An 18,864-nucleotide genomic window follows, 5' to 3' on the forward strand; every position below is an offset into this window, starting at 1 on the left:
TCTTATTTTTTCACAACAAATTGTTCTGTTATAATAGCTAAATCGCTTTCTGATAAATTTGAGGTAGTCCGAAGTTTTTCAACAAACGCACTGACTTCTCCAGGTATTACGGGGCAACCAATGTTTTCATTATCAGCATTTAAACTAGTTTTTAGTATATTTAAGTCAGCATCAAAAATCAACCAATATGGAATACCGGCTTGGGTGCCACCATGTTTTTCTAATAATTCTTGAGCGCCTGGGTTTTCAAGGTTTTTTTTGTTTTCCGACTCCTGAACTACTAAATCAACACTTACATAGTGTTTATCAAAAAGTGATTTAGTGGCTCCTGATTGCATGCTTTCTTTCATGCGTTTACACCAAGTACACCAGGACGCTTCAAATTTAACGAAAACAGCTTTGTTTTCAGTTTTAGCAATTTCAGCTGCTTTCTGTAAAATATCGGATGTCTTTTCTTGGGCTAAGATTGTTGTAGCGCTACATATAGAAAGCGCTAAAACTAAAAGTAGATTTTTCATAAACTGTTGTTTTAGAATTTGTTAGTTACTTACTAAAGATATAAAAAAGAAAGGCATATGTTGGATTTATTTCAAATTTATTCCCCTTTTAATCAAATAATCACTAAAATTAGAACTAAAACAAGAGGCAAATTACTGGCAAACCATTTTAAAAATCAGTAATTTTCGAAACTCTAAAAAATAAATTTAAGTGTTCGAAAAACGCTATTATTACTTGATTAGCTGTCAATATTTAGGCTACCGATTTCATGGCTGGCAAAAGCAACCGAATTTAAAAACGGTGCATCTTATGATCGATAAAACGCTGAACTTTATTCTAGAAGGAAAGCGCTTTAAAACATTAGGATCTGGAAGAACAGATGCCATGGTTTCTGCTACTGAAGCTGCGTTTGAATTATTTACATACCATAAAATTGATGATTTAGATGGGTTTTTAAATCTGTTCAATCACAACCTTCCGCAAGATATTCGCGCTTTAACAGTTAAAGAAGTAACTGCAGATTTTAATGTAATCCAAGATTCCAAAGTCAAAGAATATCTGTATGTTTTTGCGCACGGAAACAAGTTTCATCCCTTTTGCGCTCCTGTTATTACAACCATTTTAGATGTATTAGACACCAAACTCATGAAAGTTGGTGCGAAGCTTTTTGAAGGCCAACATCATTTTAAATCCTATTGCTATAAACCAACCGATAACGGTATTTACGATCGAGAAATTCTAACTTGTGAAATCGTAGAAAACACGCTCTTTACAGCTAATTTTTTCCCAGAAGAATCGTTTATACTCCGAGTTCGTGGAAAAGGATTTATGCGTAACCAAATTCGATTAATGATGGGCGCACTAATTGAGCTGGGTAGAGGCGAAAAATCACTTCAAGACATTACCGATAGCCTGGAACCGAATAACACCATTCCTGTTCATTATATAGCGCCAGCATCCGGATTAATACTTAATAAGGTGGAATTTGAGTCTTTAGTAAACCTTTAAAAATCCATAAAAAATTGGCGAAACTCATCTCTGTTAACATAATTTAAGTTAACACAAAGTCACAGCCTTTAAATCCTGTTAAAACTTATGGTGTTTTCCCTTTTGCGTTAAGGCTTAATTTAAGAATCAATATAGTAACAATTAATAGGAGTTTCTTGAGTATACAGCTAGTATTAGTAATCAGCAGTTAAAGAGTTCAACAAGCTATGCTTTAAGCGAACATAAAAGATTACTGGAACAAAGACACCACCAATCACTTAAAAGAGAATGTATTTGAAGTTTAATTCATATCATATTTTTAATAGAAATATCATGAATAAGTAGTATTTTTAATTGGAGAAAAACTCTAACGAAACAAATTTAATTGTTAAGTGAATTACTAATTATTAATCTTAAAAGCAGAAAATTATGAAAACTATAGTATATGTAGGTTTATTTCTGATTTCCGGTACGTTGTGTGCTCAAGTGAAATCACGTGATATGTCTGAAGAAACTGAAACAAAAACTGTACGTATTGACGACGGTCGTAAAGTTGTTGAAAAGAAGGTTAAAGTAACGACTAAAAAGGAAAATGAGATAAAACTATCGGAAGAGGACGCAGGTAAAGTTGACCAGGAGCGTATTATTAATGATAGCGATAAAATGATAACGCAAACAATAGAAATTGATAACGACATGGATCCGTTTTACGATTCGGAAACTAAAACAGTTAATTACCATCAAGACGGCAAGATTTACAAATTTTTAAAAAACACAAACGGATTTGATATTTTAATGGCAAATGAGGAAACTACTTTTGGTAGTGCAATTAAATCTAGCAACTCCAATGAGTACGTTATAAAAACAGCTGATTTTTCTGGAACAGGTTATTTCAATAGTGATGGGAATTTTATTATTGAATATTATGATAAGGAATTAGATCAATTTGTAAACAAAGAATTTATTAGTCCCAAATAATACATATTTATATGTTAAAGACTGTCTACTTAAGACAGTCTTTTTTTATTTTTAAGCAAAATTAAGATTATGACCGTTATTGATCCGAATGCATTCAATTTTTTTAAAAAACTTGAGAAAAATAATAATCGTGAATGGTTTGCTGATAATAAACCCGAGTTTAAAGCTGTTGAGGCAGATATTAAAAATGTTTTTAAAACGGTTTTCGAAGCTTTAAAAGTTCATGATGATGTCGATCAATTTAAAGTGTTCCGGATTTATAGAGACGTTCGTTTTTCCAAGAATAAACTACCTTATAAAATTCATTTAAGTGGTTCCTTTCAAAGACGCAAACCAGAACTTCGTGGTGGTTATTACATGCATTTAGCACCTAATAACGGATCGTTTATAGCTATTGGTTTTTGGGATCCTAGTAAGGAAGATTTATTACGAATCCGCAAGGAGTTTGAAATGGATGCATCTGAAATGCGTGATATTATGGATGCAAAACCTTTTAAATCCGCTTGGGGTAAGCTTGAAGGAGATGAACTTATTACAGCTCCACGAAATTTTGACAAAGAACATCCAAATATTGATTTAATAAGAAAAAAGCAATACGTATTCACAAAAAAAATCAGTGATGCGGAAGTACTTCAATCTAATTTTTTAGAAACAGTAAATACTGCTTTTAAAGAAGTTAAACCATTTTTTAATTTTATGAGTGATGTTCTTACCACTAATTTAAATGGTGAAAAAATTATTTAATTTCTAAAATTGTTTCGGTATTATTATTAAAGGCAATGGAATCGCCAATTGTTTTGCTGTTTAATAGTTGACCTATTGGTGACAGTAATGAAATTCCGAAATAGGAATTTTTTGTCGTTTTTATAGCACCGATACTAAGGCTTATAAAATAGATTTTTTTTGTTGTTTTAACAATGCTTCCTAGCGCAATAGTTTCTAATTTTTTTTTGGATTAATAAGTTTTAAAATCTCTAATGTTTTAGTGGCCTCAGATAAATGCTGGGTATTTTTATCTAAATCCTTATATAGCTTTCCTCGGCCAGAGTCATCATCTATATCATCACATTTATTATTAGCGTCAATGGATTCTTGTATCGTTACTATCTCGTCTTTATAAGTGGCTATACGTTTGTTTACATAGCTAAAACAAGCTTGTAAAAGCGCTTCTTTTTCATTCATAGTTAAGAAAGCTGATTTTCAAACAGTTGAATATTACTAATTAATCGCTCTTTAACAAGATTCATCATGCGTTTATTTAAAGCTGATGAATTTTCAATGTATAATTTATACTCATCAACGGTAAATAAACCGATAACAATTCCTTTTATTGCATTTCTAAATTTTAAATCTTTTTGAATGGCATTTCCAATATAATCCATCTGCTTTTCTACAGATAATTCATAAAAAACACGTTTATGTTTGTTGGCATAATTTTCAAAAATTGAAATCAATAGATCATTTTGAAGTTTTATAACAGGACGTAATGTCGCATTTTGAAAATGTTCTTCAGCACTCATAGCATCATTAAATTTTGCTGATGGAATATTTGGACGACAGGCTAAAAGATTTTCAGATCGATTCATAATATAAGTTTTAATAAATTTAAGGAATCCTCCAGACTTAAAATCTGTCCTAAAAAATGGATATCAACAGCTTTGTTAACAAATAAGAAAAAACTATACTTGGATAGTATGTTTATTCGTAGTTTTCTGTCCGAAAATTCCAATTATTACTATCTTTGAGTATACAAATTTATAATTATACAATATGAGATTTCATTCACGAAAATGGGTAAAACCCGAAGATTTAAATCCAAATGGTACCTTATTCGGTGGTCGTTTATTAGCTTGGATAGATGAAGAAGCGGCACTTTATACAGTTGTTCAGTTGGAAAACCCGAAAATTGTTACCAAGTATATTTCTGAAATTAATTTTATGAGTTCAGCCAAACAGGGTGATATTGTAGAAGTAGGGATGGAAGTAGCCAAATTTGGTAAAAGTTCTATTACATTAAAGTGTGAAGCACGAAATAAAATGACACGAGAGACCATTTTAACCGTTGAAAATATAATAATGGTTAATTTAGGTGATGATGGGAAACCAAAAGCACATGGTAAAACCAAAGTTGAATATGTTAAAGATCGTCTTTAAAAAAGTTACATACTTGAAAGACGCTTTCATTTAAAGAAACAAATCGCCATAACCCCAAATAATAGTACCAATTAAGCCTGTTACTGTTGAAGCTGTTGAAAGCACATCATGATACAGATCTTTTTCTCTAACTTTTTTAAATTTCTCACGTAAACGTATTTCTGAATCGAATAAGTTTTCAATTTCAGATTTCTTTAAATCCGATAAAATAAACTGGACAACAACAGAAACAAAACTCAAAACTGCCCCCGAGCGTGCGAACCATGTCTCTGTGGAATTCATTGTAAAATAAGCAGATGCCAAGCAGAATATTAATCCAAGAATTAAGAGAATAGTGGGTGTGCGGTATTTCCTTTTATGAACAATCATTACAATGGGTTTTATTGATTCTGATTGAAATATAATAATTTATAGATTGAATTCCTGTTTATAAATAATTCTTCACTAAAAGTTTATCCCTCAATTATAGTAGTTTTCGTTTAGTTAGTCTATTTTTACCCTAATAATTGAGACTGCTTTACTTTTTTAAAACTTCCGAAATTTTAATCAATCCTCTGCCTTCTTCATATATTTACAAATCGAGAGAGAAGCATTATGCACGCTTTCGAAGTTAATATAGCACCAAATTTTAAAACACCTAGTTTCATAATGGAAAACCCAAAGTTTTCAAGAGTAGCTGATAATGATTTTTCTAAAACGTTACGTCGCAGAGTTAATCAATATTTCAAAACAAATAATTTAAGTAAAAAAGCAAATACCACGATGGTTTTAAAAACCATTCTCATGTTATCCTTATTTTTTATGCCTTTAATTTTGCTTTCCACAGGCATGGTTACAACCACTTGGATGCTTTTTACTCTCTATATTATCTGTGGTTTAGGCATGTCTGGAATTGGAATGGGCGTTATGCACGATGCCATACACGGTGCTTATTCTAACAATAGAACTATAAATAGATTATTGGGTTATACTTTTAATCTTATTGGAGCTAATGCCACTATCTGGAAAATTCAGCATAATGTTTTGCATCATACTTATACAAATATTGATGATGCAGATGATGATATTAATACACCTTTTTTTCTGCGATTTTCACCAAATGGGAAACATCATAAATCTCAACGATTTCAACATATTTATATCTGGTTCTTTTACGGCATTTCTACCATATTTTGGATAACGGCTAAAGATTTTGTACGTTTAAAACGCTATAAAAACATGGGTCTTTTAGATGAGAATCAAGTTTATAGCAGAGAATTAGTTAAGATGACTGCATGGAAGCTATTTTACTATTCATACGCTTTAATACTTCCAATGATTATGGTACCTTTGTCGTGGTGGGTAATTTTATTAGGCTTTTTAAGCATGCATATTGTTACCGGGTTTTTGGTAAGTGTGGTGTTTCAAATAGCGCATATTATGCCAACTACCGATTTTCCATTACCGAATGAAGATGGCGTGATGACCAACGAATGGTATCGTCATCAGTTTGCAACATCGAGTAATTTTGCTCCAAAAAGCAAACTGTTATTCTGGCTTATAGGTGGATTAAACTATCAGGTAGAGCACCATGTGCTTCCAGATATATGCCATGTGCATTATAAAAAATTAAGTCCTATTGTGGCTCAAACTGCAAAGGAATTTGGAATGTCATACCATGTTAAAAAAAGTGTTTTTCATGCTATTGTAGATCACACTAAAATGCTTCGATCGCTTGGAAGAAATGAAATTATAAGTAAAGCGGCATAAAACTATTAAAAATTATAATATTAAATAACAGACCTCATGTTAAAAAAATTGATGAATAAATTGTTCGGTAAAAATGAACCAACAACTAAAGAAGGTACAGTGAAATTTTTTAATAGATCCAAAAAGTTTGGCTTTATTACTGTTAATGATTCTGATGAAGAAATTTTTGTTCACGCAACAAACTTAATTGATAAAATTAGGGAATCAGACAAAGTTATATTTGAAGTTGAAAAAGGAGACAGAGGTCTAACGGCTGTAAAAGTACGCCGGTTTAAAAAATAAGTAATTGGAGTGTATTAATTGTAAGAAACCACGCTAATGCGTGGTTTTTTGTATTACACCTATTTAATGTATTTAAAAACGTATTTAAAGGATATCTTTTAGACTGAATTTGTTTCAGGAAACTTTAAGTCAGCAAGGTTTAGAATACGTGAAACCTAAATTTTATCACTTGCTATCTTCCTGTTTTAAAAAGTGATAAGCATCAAAAATAACTCAAAGAATTCTTCAAAAAAAAACCAAATCAGAATAATGTTTTAGATTATCTGATTTGGTTTATTGGTTTCAAATTAAGTTAAAACTATTGGCGTAAATCACTTTATATAATTGTACGAATGCAAAAGCCTTTAAATCTGTTTAAAAAACCTTTAGCCCAACTTTCGTACATAGGAATTTAGTTGTATTTTATTAAAAGTCCGTTTAAAAAGCATCTTACTTCTTAATCGCAACAGGCTTTAATTGAATAACTCCAACGGCGTTTAATACTCTAATAATTACATAGGTCATATCCACTTCATACCATTTAACACCAAAATTGGCACGACTTGCAAATTTATGATGATTATTATGATAACCTTCACCCATCATTAAAAAGTCAAAACGGAAGAGATTCTTACTTGTGTTCTTCATTTTAAAATTCACATAACCATAAATGTGTCCAAACCAGTTAATAATTACACCGTGAATAGGCGCCATTAAAAAAGTAACTGGGAGTAAAAGCCATTGCCACCAAGCAGTTGCAAAAAACACAAAAAATAGTGTATATAAAGTAATCCACAGTATTCTAGAAAAACGAGAACCGGCAAATTTATCGAAAGCTTTCCATTGTGGAACGTTTTTCGTAAAACGCGGATCAACATCAACACGTTCTAAATTAATATCTTGATAAATAGTTTTTGTTTTCCACATCATAGCAAACATATTTGCATCGTAAGACGGGGAGTGGGGATCTTGTTCCGTATCTGTATAAGCGTGGTGCATACGGTGCATAATTCCGTATCCATAAGCACTTAAATAACTAGAACCTTGAAAAATCCATGTTAGTATAAACGTAATGCGTTCCATGGTTTTAGACATAGTGAACACTTGATGAGCGGCATAGCGATGCAGGAAAAAGGATTGGAAAAACAACCCTCCATACCAAAGTACTAAAACGAAAATAATGACTGCCATATCTTTTTTTTACAAAGATAATTTCTCTTTAGGCATCAAACAATGAACCTAAATCAATTAAACGCGATTTATCCCCGTTTTATAGGCGTTTCCGGATTCTACTCAAGGCTTGTGGCGTAACTCCAATGTAGGAACTGATATATTTTAATGGAATTTCTTTTAATAATTCTGGACGTTCTTTAAATAATTTTAAATAGCGCTCTTCAGCCGTCAAGTTTAATAAATGTTGTTCTCGTCTGGATTTGAGTAAAAACAAGCGCTCGGCCGTGAGTCGGCCAATAAGATTACCAATTTGAGTTTTTTCATAAACCTCCTGCAAATCTTTGTAATTAATGCTTAAAAGAATCGTGTCTGTTAGGGCCTGAAGTTGATAAGCCGACGGTGATTGTGTTAAAAAAGAATCGTAAGCACTAATAAACTGGTTTTTAAAACTAAACCCAAACGTAATTTCCTTGTCTGGATCTTCTTTCGGAATAAACAAACGAACCACTCCGGATTCTATAAATGAAATATGGTTCTCAACATCATTAAGTTTTAAAAAAATACTTTTTTTAGGAAACTCGCGACGCTCCAGTTTAGACGTGAAAAATGCCCAGTCGTCATCCGATATACGGGCTATGTGTTCTAAAAAAATTTTGATTTGTTGCAAGTCTTATAGTGCTATTATTGTCATGTAAAGATATTGTTCTTTTGCTTTAAAATCAAATCAATTAGGAGTCCGTTTTTATATAATTTTCTAGCAAGCTATAGGAAATTTCAAAGTTTGAAGCCTAACCAAGAATCTACTACTTTTTATAGTTTTTGTCCGTGATTAAATTTGCTATAAATGATTCTTTTAATGATTTCAATTATTTTTTTATAGATGCTTTTGAAATAAAATCTTATCATTGCTCTACTATAAGCAGAAGATTTCTAGCTACCTAAAAATAACCTATGGAATACGTCCTTTTAATTATCATTATAATTTTATTGATAGTTCAGAATACTAAATATAGTAAGGAAAGACTTAACTTAAGAAATGAAATCTATCTTCTAAATGAAAAACTAAACAGCCTTTTGGTGCTTTATAAAAAGACAAATAAATCCGCTGAAAAAGAGTCTGTTAAAGAAACAATTCAACCGCCACCCGAAGATCCTTTTAAAACGCCACCAATAGTGGTAACACCATCAGTTCCATTATTTAATAATGATGATAAAGAAGAACCAGAAGAAAAACCAGAAGAATCCATAAAAGTTGCAGCTGCAACAAAAACAGTGATGACTACAGCGCCTACCGAAAAAGTTAAAATAGAACCTCAACCTGGCATTTGGGAACGCTTTAAACAAAGAAATCCAGATTTGGAGAAGTTTATTGGTGAAAACTTAATCAACAAAATCGGAATACTAATTTTGGTTTTAGGTATTAGCTATTTTGTAAAATTCGCGATTGATAAAAACTGGATTAATGAGCCTGCACGTGTGGGTATTGGTATTTTAGCTGGTAGTTTGGTGTTATTTATAGCACATAGATTACGTAAAAAATACGCGCCATTCAGTTCTGTTCTTGTTGCGGGATCGATTGCCATTTTTTATTTCACTATTGCTATCGCTTACCATGAATATCAGTTATTTGGTAAAGAAGTAGCTTTTGCCATTATGGTTATTATTACGGCTTTCAGTTGCTTGATTTCATTATCTTATAATCGTATGGAGCTCGCCGTTCTATCCTTAATTGGTGGCTTTTTAGTGCCTTTTATGGTTAGTAGTGGAAGCGGGAACTATATCGTGTTATTTACATATATCGCCATTTTAGATATCGGCATATTAGTCCTAGCTTATTTTAAAAAATGGCATTTGGTGCACATTCTTGCTTTTGTATTTACCTCACTCTTATTTTCAGGATGGATACTTAATGAAATGGATGAAAATAAGCCTCATTATTTAGGTGCTTTAATTTTCGGATTCGTTTTTTATCTCATCTTTATTATTACCAATATCATAAATAATTTACGGACAAAAGATAGCTTTTCAAAAACACAATTAGTGATGCTTACCTTGAATAACTTTGTGTTTTATGGCATTGGAATGCTTGTGTTATCTGAATTTAAACCAGAATTCTCCGGACTATTTACTACTTTTTTAGCCTTATTGAATTTAGCTTATGCCTCGTTTTTATATAAGAAATTCGGGTTGGACAAGATTGCTGTATATTTGCTGATAGGTTTAACGTTAACCTTTATAACCTTGGCAATACCTGTGCAGTTTTCAGGAAACAACATCACTATTTTCTGGGCAATAGAAGCTGTTTTGTTAATGTGGTTAGCACAGAAATCTCAAATAAAAAGTTATCGTTTTGCTGCCGTTTTAGTTCAGATTTTAATGGTGATTAGTTTGTTTTTAGATTGGCCAAGTTATTTGGATAAAAACCCTGACTTTTATATTGCACTTAACCCAATCTTTATTGCAGGTGTTTTTGTAGTGGCATCCTTTGTAAGTGTTGCTTTGTTATTACAAAAGGAATCAGAAAAATTATCAAAGTTTGGTTTTACTTTTAACCCCAAAACTTATAATAAAATAGCAGTTGCTCTTGCCGTTATCACCGGTTATCTGGTTGGTTTTATTGAAGTAGCATACCAAGCCATTTCACATTTTACTAGGAATGATTTCTTGGCTATTATTGTAGTATATCACTTGTTGTTTTCTGCTGTTTTTGCTTTTGCTTTAAAGAAAAGCATCGTTAATTATAAGATAATATCTGTTTTGTCTATTTTCAACATTCTCTTATTTACTTTCTTGTTTTTCAAAATTCCTTTCGCAGAACTTGAAAACAATATTTTCTACAATACCAATAACCTAATGGCTTATTATCTGCATATTATATCATTCGTTTTGATAGTTTATTTCTGCTATTTACTATATAAAACAAACATAAAAGAGAAGGTTTTGGGGCTGTTTAGTAAAAAATGGATGATTTGGATAGCTGCTTTTATTAGTGTTTATATTTTGAGTAACGAAGTTATTTTACAAGGTCTTCATACAATGAGTTTTACCATAGAAAAAGACCCTTTGGTAGATCAGTTTTATTTAGTCTCGGAAATGGTTTCGGCTGCAAAACACAAAATAGTAAAAACGGCACTCCCTGTTTTATGGGGCGTTCTAGCTTTTGTGTTTTTAATTATTGGCATAAAGAAACAAGTAAAACAACTGCGCATCATAGCTTTAAGTTTATTGGGTTTAACCATTGTAAAACTGTTTGTTTACGATATTAGTAACGTGTCTGAAACAGGAAAAATTATTGCCTTTATCTTACTGGGCGTGCTTATATTAATTATTTCATTTGTATACCAAAAAATTAAATTTCTGGTAATTGATGAAAACAAAACTGATGAAGATGATAAAATCGATTAAACTTTTCACACTACTTTTTTCGAGCATAACATTTGCCCAAACTTCCGAAGTAAGTGGAACAATAAATCTTGTTAATGAAGATGGTTTGCATCGCATTCGTATTCCTCAAAATATGCGTTCGTTGGCTAGTCATGATTTACGTGATTTTAGAATATGGGATGCCAAAGGAAATCAGGTGCCTTATTTTGTGCAGCCTGTTACTGATTATAAGAAAACCCAGTTTTCAGATTTCAAGCAATTTCCTATTATTTCTAACACCAAAATAGTAGATACGAGTTCCACGTATATATTTGAAAATATAAATGAGTCCATTGATAAAGCCGTACTTTTAATAGCTAATTATCAAGGAAGCAAAAGCTATAAGCTAGAAGGAAGTAACAATCAAGAAGCGTGGTTTGGTATTGTAAATAAAGGTGAATTACACCAACTAAATCACCCTACGGAAACGAATGTTTATAAAGCTATTAGCTTCCCATTAGGAAAATATAAATTTCTTAAAATTGTTTTTAACGATCGCCAATCTTTACCTATAAATCTATTAAAGATAGGCATGGCAAATACGGAAACAGTGAATATTGTACCTGTTAGTATGGAGGAAATTCCTGTAAAAAGCAGGGGTTTTGTAGAAGAAGATTCAAAAACCCAAATTCATATTAATTTTGATGGACGGGAGGTTCTCAATCAAATTCGAATAAAAATTTCTGCTCCCGATCTTTATAGCAGAAATGCTGTTTTATATACCATAAAAGAACGCGAAGTTAAACGCAGTATGGAATCATATCGTGAGCCCATTGCAGCATTTACCATTCGCTCCGATAAAGCACTCATTTTTGATATTCCTAATAGCCTAGAAAAAGAGGTTTATTTAGAAATTGATAATAAGGACAATCCCAAATTACAAATCGATGCTATCCAGTTTATGCAAGAACCTGTTTATTTGGTAGCGTCTTTAAAAGAAAATGATAAGTATACCATTACAGCCGGTTTTGAGAAATTAGATTTCCCTGACTACGATATTGCCAAAGTCACTAATACAACCAAAACTGAATTGCCTTTAGCTAAAATCAGCAATATTGTTTTTGGAAAACCAGCTAAAGTAAAGCATGAAAGCACTTCGTTTTGGCAGCAAAAATGGTTTATGTGGGCGTGTATTATCATGGCATCACTAATGATTTCGTTTTTTGCTTTCAACTTACTAAAAGATCTTAATAAAGATAAAAACGTCTCATAATTCTGATTTTACATGTCACATGAAGCGCCTATCTCTGATAGGTATTCAATTGAAATGTCTCAATAATAAACGTGTATATCCATTTTTAAATTCTGTTAAATAAATCTGCGATTATTTGCGTAATCAGCGGGAAATAAACATAAGCGCTGTTTAGAATAATTATCGCGTAGATTTCGCAGAGTCACGTAGAGTAACATCAAACATTTCTTTTTTGTGATGAAATAAATAAGAAGAAAAAAGTATTTATAAATAGAAACAAAAAAGGTTATCCACAACAGATAACCTTTTTTCAAACTTACTAAACATTAAACTATTTTAAACTTTCTAATAATTTTTCAGCAACCAACTCGGATGAAGCTGGGTTTTGACCTGTAATTAAATTGCCATCTTGAATAGCATAAGCAGCCCAATCGTCTTTTTTAGAATAGATTCCGCCATTTTCTTTCAACATATCTTCCACTAAAAACGGAACAATGTCTGTTAATTGCACAGCAGCTTCTTCTGTATTTGTGAAGCCTGTCACTTTTTTACCTTTCACTAATGGATTTCCGTCCGTACCTTTAACCGCTTTTAAAGCAGCTGGTGCGTGACACACAAAAGCAATAGGTTTCTGTTGACTATTAAATTTTTCGATTAAAGCAATAGAAGCAGCGTCGTTTGCTAAATCCCATAACGGTCCGTGACCACCAGGATAAAATACCGCATCAAAATCGTCTGGATTCATATCAGCCAATACTTTGGTGTTGGCAATACGACTTTTAGCTTCATCATCTTTATTAAAACGGTCCGTAGAAGCGGTTGCAGCATCTGGTGCCGCGCTACTTGGATCTATGGGCGCAGCGCCTCCTTTTGGCGTAGCAATGGTAATATGAGCGCCTTTATCTAATAACGTGTAGTATGGGCTTGCAAATTCTTCTACCCAAAATCCTGTTTTGTTTCCTGTGTCTCCTAATTTATCGTGAGATGTTAATACAAATAATATATTCATGTCTTTTTCTTTTTTAATGTCTTTTATGTTTTCTGAAACGTTTTCAGAAGTCTCATTTTTACTGTTTTTACAACTCGTTGCTGTAATAATAGTTAATGCTATGGTTAATAACTTAATTGCTTTCATACAGATTAATAAGCCATTTTTACAATTTCCGCAACCTTATCTGGCGATACATCTTTATGCTCACCCAATCCTAACCAACCACGATCGGTAAAACGTTGCGCAATTGTTTCTGCTGTTCCTTCGTAGTCTTTAGTGTAATCTGATAATTTGGTATCAATTCCTAATTCATGGAAAAACGCGACAGTTTTCTCAATAGCTGCATAAGCTTTATCATCTGTGCTGCCTTCAGTTATATTCCAAACGCGTTCAGCATATTGCGCTAATTTTTCTTTCTTCGCTTCAAAATTATATTTGTAATGACTTGGTGTAATAACAGCTAAAGTTCGTGCGTGATCGATGCCAAATAAAGCTGTCAATTCATGTCCGATTGCGTGAATTGCCCAGTCCGTTGGAACACCTTTTTGTATTAATCCATTTAAAGCCATTGTACAACTCCACATAAAATTGGAAGCCGCTTTATAATCTGTAGGATCTTTTATTATGCGTGGTGCCACCTCAATTAAAGTTTGCATGATACTTTCTGCAAAGCGGTCTTGCAATAAAGCACCATCCGGATAGGTCATATATTGCTCTAAAACGTGTGTAAAAGCATCGGTTAAACCATTTGCTAATTGACGCTCTGGAATAGAGGTGATAACTTGCGGATCTAATATAGAAAACTGCGGAAACAAGCCTGGACCGCCCATTCCTAATTTTTCTTGCGTTTCTTTTCTGGTAATAACAGCACCCGAATTCATTTCAGAACCCGTTGCTGGCAGTGTTAATACGGTACCAAAAGGCAAACCTACGTCCGTTCTTATTTTGTTAGCTAAAATATCCCAAGACGATTGTCCTTCGTATAATGCTGCAGCCGATAAGAATTTAGTGCCATCAATTACAGAACCACCACCAACGGCAAGTAAATAGGTAATGTTTTCAGTTTTAATAACTTCTAAAGCTTCTGTTAACACAGAGTATTCTGGATTTGCAGGAATGCCTCCAAACTCAATTACCGTAAAATTGGCCAAAGCTTTTTTAACCTGGTCGTAAATGCCATTTTTCTTAATACTTCCGCCGCCATAAAGCATAAGAACTTTGGCATCTTTTGGTATTTCGTTTTCTAATTTAGCGATACTGTCCTTTCCAAAAATAATTTTGGTTGGGTTTTTAAATTCAAAATTGTTCATCTTGTTTTTGTTTTTTTATAATTTAAATTTCAACAACCATTTTACCTTTATTTTTACCGTCAAATAAATCGATAAATGCTTTAGGTATATTGTCGAAACCGTGTACAATTGTTTCTGTATAGGTCAATTTTTCTTCTGCTAACCACTCTGATAAGTGTTTAATTGCTTCAGGAAATTTCTCTTCGAAATTAGAAACTATAAAACCTTGCATGAGCGCGCTATTTTTAACTAGAAATGGTTGAACGCTTATTCCTGTAGGTGTTTCTGTATTGTTATAAACCGAAATAGCACCGCAATTAATAATACGGGCAAATTTATTAATACTGAATAATACGGCATCCGAAATTGGGCCACCAACATTATCATAATAAATATCAACGCCATTTGGAGCTGCTTTAGCAATAGCAGCTTTCATGTCTTTTGTGGTGTTGTAATTAATTCCCGCATCAAATCCGAATTTAGATTTTAGCATTGCAACTTTCTCATCCGTTCCAGCAATACCAATCACCGTTAGTCCTAGAATTTTTCCAATTTGTCCAACTACCGATCCAACAGCACCAGCAGCACCCGAAACAATAAGTGTTTCACCTGCTTTAGGTTTTCCTATTTGCGTTAAACCACAATAAGCGGTTACGCCCGTCATTCCTAAAATTCCTAAATAGGCACTTAATGGCGCTTTGTTTTTGTCGACTTTTAGTAAACCGTCCCCTTTAGAAACTTGCTTTGTTTTCCAATCTAACATACCGGAAACATAATCTCCAGCTGAAAACTGGTCGTTTTTAGATTTCAGTACTTTAGCAATAACACCAGAATGGATAGGTTTATTGAGCTCAAAAGGAGCTACATAAGATTTGGCATCGCTCATACGACCACGTAAATACGGATCTACAGAAACATAAATAGTTTCTAAAAGCATTTCGTCAGAATGGATATTTAAATCAGCATCTTCAGTTATAAATTCGAAATCCGAAAGTGTCGGTTTTCCTTCTGGTCTATTTTTTAATAAAATGGTTTGTGTTTTCATGTGTGTTGTTTTTTAGTTAATTACAGTCACTAAATCGGTCATTGGTTTTCTAACTTTTACTAGATTTACTAACCAATCTTCATCCGATTGTCTGTAACCTATTGGCAATAAAACAGCTGAACGCAGTCCTTTTTCACGAAGGCCTAAAATATGATCTACAGCATCTGGTTCAAAGCCTTCTAACGGCGTGGTATCTACACCTTCAAAAGCGGCGGCAACAATGGCTTGAGAAAATGCTATATAGGCCTGTTTTGCGGCGTGATTAAAGTTTTCTTCAGCATCTTTTTGTGGATACGAGCTTAATAACATTTGGCGGTAATTTTCCCAACCTTCGTTTTTAAAACCCCGGATGTCGTTGGTTAAATCGAACATATAATTAATACGATCTGCCGTATAGGTATCCCAAGCCGCAAAAACGAGTAGGTGGGAGCAATCGGTAATAACGGATTGGTTCCATGCTACTGGTCGAATTTTTTCTTTTAATTCTTGATTTTTAATCACGAAAATCTCAAAAGGTTGTAAGCCGCTAGACGTAGGAGATAAACGAGCCGCTTCTAAAATGCGTTGTATTTTTTCTTCAGCGACTTGTTCACCATTCATGGCTTTTGCTGCGTATCTCCAATTTAATTTATCTAATAATTCCATATATTTTTATTCTAAACTTTATATCTTTATGCTTGTAATCTATTTTTGATGCTTTTAACGAAATAAGCCGTGCTATTTTGTATTAAACGTGATTTGTTTCAAAGCGATTTAATTTTTAGTGTCACATGTTTTAATACTGCTCCACGCCGAATGGTAAGCGTCCTCTATTTGTGAGGCATCCAACTGAAAGGCGCCACGTTTTTGGGCAATCATTAAAAAAGACAACGGATTAATAGCATAAGCATATAGCAAATAGTCGGAAACTAGTTTAATAACACCTTCCTGTCTCCCGCGTTCCCATAGGTCGAGTAGGGGTTGTAAGTGCTTAATACCTTCCTGCAAACTCGGTTCGTCTATAATAGGTGTATTATCGCATTGAGCTAAAAAAAGCGCGTTTTCAGACTCGTTCAGTTTAAAATCGGCAATACGTTTCCAAATAGTTTCAAAGCCCATTTGGACCGTCATGTCTTGGCTATACGTAGCAAATGCATAATCCGTGTATTTGGCTTTCACTTCTATATAGGTTTTGTTTACCAAATCCTGTTTATTCTCAAAATACAGGTAAATAGTAGCAGGCGAAACGTTTGCCATTTTCGCTATTTTACTCATAGGCGTGGCGTGAAACCCATTATTATTCACCAAATCGATAGTGGCGCTTATAAGAGCGTTGCGTTTGTCTATGCTTTTTTGAAGTTTTGCCATATTAGTTTTAATTCTGATGCAAAGATATGATAAAAATGAACGTTCATTCTTTTTTTAACAAAGGTTTGGGAATGGCTTGGTTGAAATTGGTGATAACTATTTATAAACTAATTTAATGCGTAATGAAATAACTAGCCCACATTGATAAGTATTTAAATACATTTTATTAAAATCGTTCATGGCTATCCTTATAAAATGATAAGAAGTTTTAAAATTTATATTAATCCCAAAACCCACGGTTTTTATTACCCCGTCCAAACCCAATAAATCCTACAGTAGAACCTAGCAACAACACCAAATACCAAGTATTCGAAACCAAATCCAGATAGGTAATGTTTCCATTGGCGAAACTTAAAACCATTAATACTTGGGCACCATATGGCAAGAAGCCTTGTGAAATACAGGCGAAAACATCTAGAATAGAAGCTGTTTTTTTAAGGTCTAATTCGTATTCATCGGTAATGGTTTTAGCTATAGATCCGGAAATAATAATAGAAACGGTGTTATTGGCAATCGCCAGATTAATACTAGACACCAAGGCAGCAATACCAAATTGCGCGGATTTCTTATTTTTGATTCCTGTTTTTATTTTCTGTAAAATAAATTCTATCCCACCATTATAGGCAACCAAGGCTGCTAAACCTCCGGTTAATAGGGAAAGCAGGAATATTTCAGTCATATTTGTAAAACCGGTATAGCATATTCTGGTGAATTCTAGTATTGAGAAATCACCAGAAATAACACCCAAAATTCCTGCAGAAACAACCCCTAAAACCAAGGTTACAAACACGTTAATCCCGATTATAGATAAAATAATCACAATCAGATACGGCGCAATTTTAAGTATGGAATAGAAATATTCTACCGTTTCAATACTATTTGTTTCCAGAATTAAACCTTGATAAATTAGGATTCCAATGGTAATAAGTGCGGCGGGCAAAGCTATTTTAATATTCTGCTTAAATTTATCACTCATTTTCACGCCTAGGGATTGGGTTGCGGCAATGGTTGTATCGGAAATCATGGATAAGTTATCGCCAAACATGGCGCCACCTAATAAAGCGCCAGATAAAATGGCTAGTGAGAAAGCGCCAGTATCGGAAAAACCAATCACAATGGGCGCTAAAGCCACAATAGCACCAACGGAGGTTCCGGTTGAAAGCGATAAAAAGGCAGCAATAATAAACACGCCAAAATAAATATGCTGTATGTTTATAACATCTAAACCGAGATTAACGATAGCATCCACACTTCCTGTAGCTTTGGTGACAGCGGCAAAAGCGCCAGCCAGTAAATAAATTAAACACATGGTTAAGATTTTAGTATCACCACAGCCTTTTAAAAACGTGCTAATTTTGGAGTTTATAGATTGCTTAAACATTAGGAATGCTACCAAAATACCAGCAATTACGGCAATAGGTGCGGGTAGTGCATAGAAATCATTTTGAATTATACCGACACTTAAAAACGAGGCAATAAATACAAATAATGGTAATAAGGCTTTAAAACTAGGGATAATGGCTGTATTTGATGTCATGAGTCTGTTTTAACAGAATCGCAATTAGAGCATAACAAGCAAGTAGTTGGGAATAGGTTTAACGTTTTTTCCAAAGTATTGGCTTATCATTTTAGCACCTTGCTCGTTATTGCAGGTTGCTATCTCTTTTTGAGATTCTCGATAATTAGTTTGCGAAATTAACAGATTTTTCCTATTATCAAAACTTAAAATTCTATTATTATTATTAAGTAAAATCTAAAAATACTTAAAAAACCTATC

General features: G+C 33.2%; 20 protein-coding genes and 1 riboswitch. Of the genes, 8 read left to right on the top strand and 12 right to left on the bottom strand.

The features are described from left to right. Positions 1 to 2: 2 nt before the first annotated feature. Positions 3 to 518, bottom strand: coding sequence for a thioredoxin family protein (locus BZARG_RS00825; RefSeq protein ID WP_008634577.1), 516 nt, complete (start codon positions 516 to 518; stop codon positions 3 to 5). Positions 519 to 708: 190 nt separating this feature from the next. Between BZARG_RS00825 and BZARG_RS00830 the strand changes: the two genes are divergently transcribed. The 3 genes from BZARG_RS00830 to BZARG_RS00840 all read left to right on the top strand — a co-directional run bounded on the left by BZARG_RS00830 (position 709) and on the right by BZARG_RS00840 (position 3,207). Further along, positions 709 to 1,506, top strand: coding sequence for a tRNA pseudouridine synthase A (locus BZARG_RS00830; RefSeq protein ID WP_008634567.1), 798 nt, complete (start codon positions 709 to 711; stop codon positions 1,504 to 1,506). Between the two features lie 408 nt (positions 1,507 to 1,914). Next, positions 1,915 to 2,463 (top strand): hypothetical protein, encoded by a 549-nt coding sequence (locus BZARG_RS00835; protein WP_008634162.1) that lies wholly within the window; start codon positions 1,915 to 1,917, stop codon positions 2,461 to 2,463. Positions 2,464 to 2,532: 69 nt separating this feature from the next. Next, positions 2,533 to 3,207 carry a DUF2461 domain-containing protein gene (locus tag BZARG_RS00840; RefSeq protein ID WP_008634508.1) on the top strand — a complete coding sequence of 225 codons (675 nt, stop codon included), beginning with the start codon at positions 2,533 to 2,535 and terminating at the stop codon, positions 3,205 to 3,207. A gap of 195 nt (positions 3,208 to 3,402) precedes the next feature. On the opposite strand, the gene BZARG_RS00845 is transcribed toward BZARG_RS00840, so the two are convergent. Together BZARG_RS00845 and BZARG_RS00850 are read right to left on the bottom strand one after the other, a co-directional pair. After that, positions 3,403 to 3,645, bottom strand: coding sequence for a hypothetical protein (locus BZARG_RS00845; protein WP_008634283.1), 243 nt, complete (start codon positions 3,643 to 3,645; stop codon positions 3,403 to 3,405). A gap of 2 nt (positions 3,646 to 3,647) precedes the next feature. Beyond that, complete coding sequence (locus tag BZARG_RS00850) at positions 3,648 to 4,049, bottom strand: hypothetical protein (protein WP_008634605.1); 402 nt, start codon at positions 4,047 to 4,049, stop codon at positions 3,648 to 3,650. Positions 4,050 to 4,233: 184 nt separating this feature from the next. On the opposite strand from BZARG_RS00850, the gene BZARG_RS00855 reads away from it, so the two are divergent. Further along, complete coding sequence (locus BZARG_RS00855) at positions 4,234 to 4,617, top strand: acyl-CoA thioesterase (protein WP_008634657.1); 384 nt, start codon at positions 4,234 to 4,236, stop codon at positions 4,615 to 4,617. 30 nt (positions 4,618 to 4,647) lie between these two features. Here BZARG_RS00855 and BZARG_RS00860 read toward each other — a convergent pair whose 3' ends face one another. Beyond that, on the bottom strand, positions 4,648 to 4,986 hold the full coding sequence (locus BZARG_RS00860; RefSeq protein ID WP_008634512.1) for a hypothetical protein: 339 nt from the start codon (positions 4,984 to 4,986) through the stop codon (positions 4,648 to 4,650). Between the two features lie 279 nt (positions 4,987 to 5,265). On the opposite strand from BZARG_RS00860, the gene BZARG_RS00865 reads away from it, so the two are divergent. Both BZARG_RS00865 and BZARG_RS00870 read left to right on the top strand, forming a co-directional pair. Continuing rightward, complete coding sequence (locus tag BZARG_RS00865) at positions 5,266 to 6,366, top strand: fatty acid desaturase family protein (protein WP_008634483.1); 1,101 nt, start codon at positions 5,266 to 5,268, stop codon at positions 6,364 to 6,366. A gap of 36 nt (positions 6,367 to 6,402) precedes the next feature. After that, a complete protein-coding gene (locus BZARG_RS00870; protein WP_008634226.1) occupies positions 6,403 to 6,648 on the top strand; it encodes a cold-shock protein in 246 nt (81 codons plus the stop codon). Between the two features lie 429 nt (positions 6,649 to 7,077). Here BZARG_RS00870 and BZARG_RS00875 read toward each other — a convergent pair whose 3' ends face one another. Both BZARG_RS00875 and BZARG_RS00880 read right to left on the bottom strand, forming a co-directional pair. Next, positions 7,078 to 7,818: an acyl-CoA desaturase gene (locus BZARG_RS00875; RefSeq protein WP_008634608.1), complete on the bottom strand. Its 741-nt coding sequence runs from the start codon at positions 7,816 to 7,818 to the stop codon at positions 7,078 to 7,080. A gap of 79 nt (positions 7,819 to 7,897) precedes the next feature. After that, a complete protein-coding gene (locus tag BZARG_RS00880) occupies positions 7,898 to 8,467 on the bottom strand; it encodes a Crp/Fnr family transcriptional regulator (protein WP_008634344.1) in 570 nt (189 codons plus the stop codon). A 284-nt stretch (positions 8,468 to 8,751) separates the two neighbouring features. Here BZARG_RS00880 and BZARG_RS00885 point away from each other — a divergent pair, with 284 nt between their 5' ends. Continuing rightward, complete coding sequence (locus tag BZARG_RS00885; RefSeq protein WP_040287867.1) at positions 8,752 to 11,205, top strand: DUF2339 domain-containing protein; 2,454 nt, start codon at positions 8,752 to 8,754, stop codon at positions 11,203 to 11,205. Continuing rightward, positions 11,189 to 12,436, top strand: a complete 1,248-nt coding sequence (locus BZARG_RS00890; protein WP_008634669.1) for a hypothetical protein — start codon at positions 11,189 to 11,191, stop codon at positions 12,434 to 12,436. The genes BZARG_RS00885 and BZARG_RS00890 overlap by 17 nt, the downstream gene beginning before the upstream one ends. Positions 12,437 to 12,746: 310 nt before the next feature. Here the strand turns inward: BZARG_RS00890 and BZARG_RS00895 are convergent, their stop codons facing one another. The 6 genes from BZARG_RS00895 to BZARG_RS00920 all read right to left on the bottom strand — a co-directional run bounded on the left by BZARG_RS00895 (position 12,747) and on the right by BZARG_RS00920 (position 18,624). Beyond that, on the bottom strand, positions 12,747 to 13,550 hold the full coding sequence (locus tag BZARG_RS00895; protein WP_192807227.1) for a type 1 glutamine amidotransferase domain-containing protein: 804 nt from the start codon (positions 13,548 to 13,550) through the stop codon (positions 12,747 to 12,749). Between the two features lie 5 nt (positions 13,551 to 13,555). Further along, positions 13,556 to 14,716, bottom strand: coding sequence for an iron-containing alcohol dehydrogenase (locus tag BZARG_RS00900; RefSeq protein ID WP_008634202.1), 1,161 nt, complete (start codon positions 14,714 to 14,716; stop codon positions 13,556 to 13,558). 22 nt (positions 14,717 to 14,738) lie between these two features. Next, positions 14,739 to 15,740: an NADP-dependent oxidoreductase gene (locus BZARG_RS00905; RefSeq protein ID WP_008634203.1), complete on the bottom strand. Its 1,002-nt coding sequence runs from the start codon at positions 15,738 to 15,740 to the stop codon at positions 14,739 to 14,741. A 12-nt stretch (positions 15,741 to 15,752) separates the two neighbouring features. After that, positions 15,753 to 16,385, bottom strand: a complete 633-nt coding sequence (locus BZARG_RS00910; protein ID WP_008634759.1) for an NAD(P)H-dependent oxidoreductase — start codon at positions 16,383 to 16,385, stop codon at positions 15,753 to 15,755. A gap of 108 nt (positions 16,386 to 16,493) precedes the next feature. Continuing rightward, the gene (locus BZARG_RS00915) at positions 16,494 to 17,087 is read right to left on the bottom strand and encodes a TetR/AcrR family transcriptional regulator (RefSeq protein ID WP_008634782.1); all 594 of its coding nucleotides are present in this window, start codon (positions 17,085 to 17,087) and stop codon (positions 16,494 to 16,496) included. A 220-nt stretch (positions 17,088 to 17,307) separates the two neighbouring features. Continuing rightward, positions 17,308 to 18,624: a Na+/H+ antiporter NhaC family protein gene (locus tag BZARG_RS00920; protein ID WP_008634610.1), complete on the bottom strand. Its 1,317-nt coding sequence runs from the start codon at positions 18,622 to 18,624 to the stop codon at positions 17,308 to 17,310. Positions 18,625 to 18,678: 54 nt separating this feature from the next. Further along, a riboswitch (SAM-I-IV-variant riboswitch) is annotated at positions 18,679 to 18,774 on the bottom strand. Positions 18,775 to 18,864 lie beyond the last annotated feature (90 nt).

It is taken from the genome of Bizionia argentinensis JUB59, assembly GCF_000224335.1.
GTDB lineage: Bacteria > Bacteroidota > Bacteroidia > Flavobacteriales > Flavobacteriaceae > Algorimicrobium > Algorimicrobium argentinense.

Coding starts and splice junctions, on each gene's coding strand:
- BZARG_RS00825 (WP_008634577.1), bottom strand. CDS start 518: ATGAAAAATCTACTTTTAGTTTTAGCGCTTTCTATATGTAGCGCTACA.
- BZARG_RS00835 (WP_008634162.1), top strand. CDS start 1,915: ATGAAAACTATAGTATATGTAGGTTTATTTCTGATTTCCGGTACGTTG.
- BZARG_RS00840 (WP_008634508.1), top strand. CDS start 2,533: ATGACCGTTATTGATCCGAATGCATTCAATTTTTTTAAAAAACTTGAG.
- BZARG_RS00845 (WP_008634283.1), bottom strand. CDS start 3,645: ATGAATGAAAAAGAAGCGCTTTTACAAGCTTGTTTTAGCTATGTAAAC.
- BZARG_RS00850 (WP_008634605.1), bottom strand. CDS start 4,049: ATGAATCGATCTGAAAATCTTTTAGCCTGTCGTCCAAATATTCCATCA.
- BZARG_RS00855 (WP_008634657.1), top strand. CDS start 4,234: ATGAGATTTCATTCACGAAAATGGGTAAAACCCGAAGATTTAAATCCA.
- BZARG_RS00860 (WP_008634512.1), bottom strand. CDS start 4,986: ATGATTGTTCATAAAAGGAAATACCGCACACCCACTATTCTCTTAATT.
- BZARG_RS00865 (WP_008634483.1), top strand. CDS start 5,266: ATGGAAAACCCAAAGTTTTCAAGAGTAGCTGATAATGATTTTTCTAAA.
- BZARG_RS00870 (WP_008634226.1), top strand. CDS start 6,403: ATGTTAAAAAAATTGATGAATAAATTGTTCGGTAAAAATGAACCAACA.
- BZARG_RS00875 (WP_008634608.1), bottom strand. CDS start 7,818: ATGGCAGTCATTATTTTCGTTTTAGTACTTTGGTATGGAGGGTTGTTT.
- BZARG_RS00885 (WP_040287867.1), top strand. CDS start 8,752: ATGGAATACGTCCTTTTAATTATCATTATAATTTTATTGATAGTTCAG.
- BZARG_RS00890 (WP_008634669.1), top strand. CDS start 11,189: ATGATAAAATCGATTAAACTTTTCACACTACTTTTTTCGAGCATAACA.
- BZARG_RS00895 (WP_192807227.1), bottom strand. CDS start 13,550: ATGAAAGCAATTAAGTTATTAACCATAGCATTAACTATTATTACAGCA.
- BZARG_RS00900 (WP_008634202.1), bottom strand. CDS start 14,716: ATGAACAATTTTGAATTTAAAAACCCAACCAAAATTATTTTTGGAAAG.
- BZARG_RS00905 (WP_008634203.1), bottom strand. CDS start 15,740: ATGAAAACACAAACCATTTTATTAAAAAATAGACCAGAAGGAAAACCG.
- BZARG_RS00910 (WP_008634759.1), bottom strand. CDS start 16,385: ATGGAATTATTAGATAAATTAAATTGGAGATACGCAGCAAAAGCCATG.
- BZARG_RS00915 (WP_008634782.1), bottom strand. CDS start 17,087: ATGGCAAAACTTCAAAAAAGCATAGACAAACGCAACGCTCTTATAAGC.
- BZARG_RS00920 (WP_008634610.1), bottom strand. CDS start 18,624: ATGACATCAAATACAGCCATTATCCCTAGTTTTAAAGCCTTATTACCA.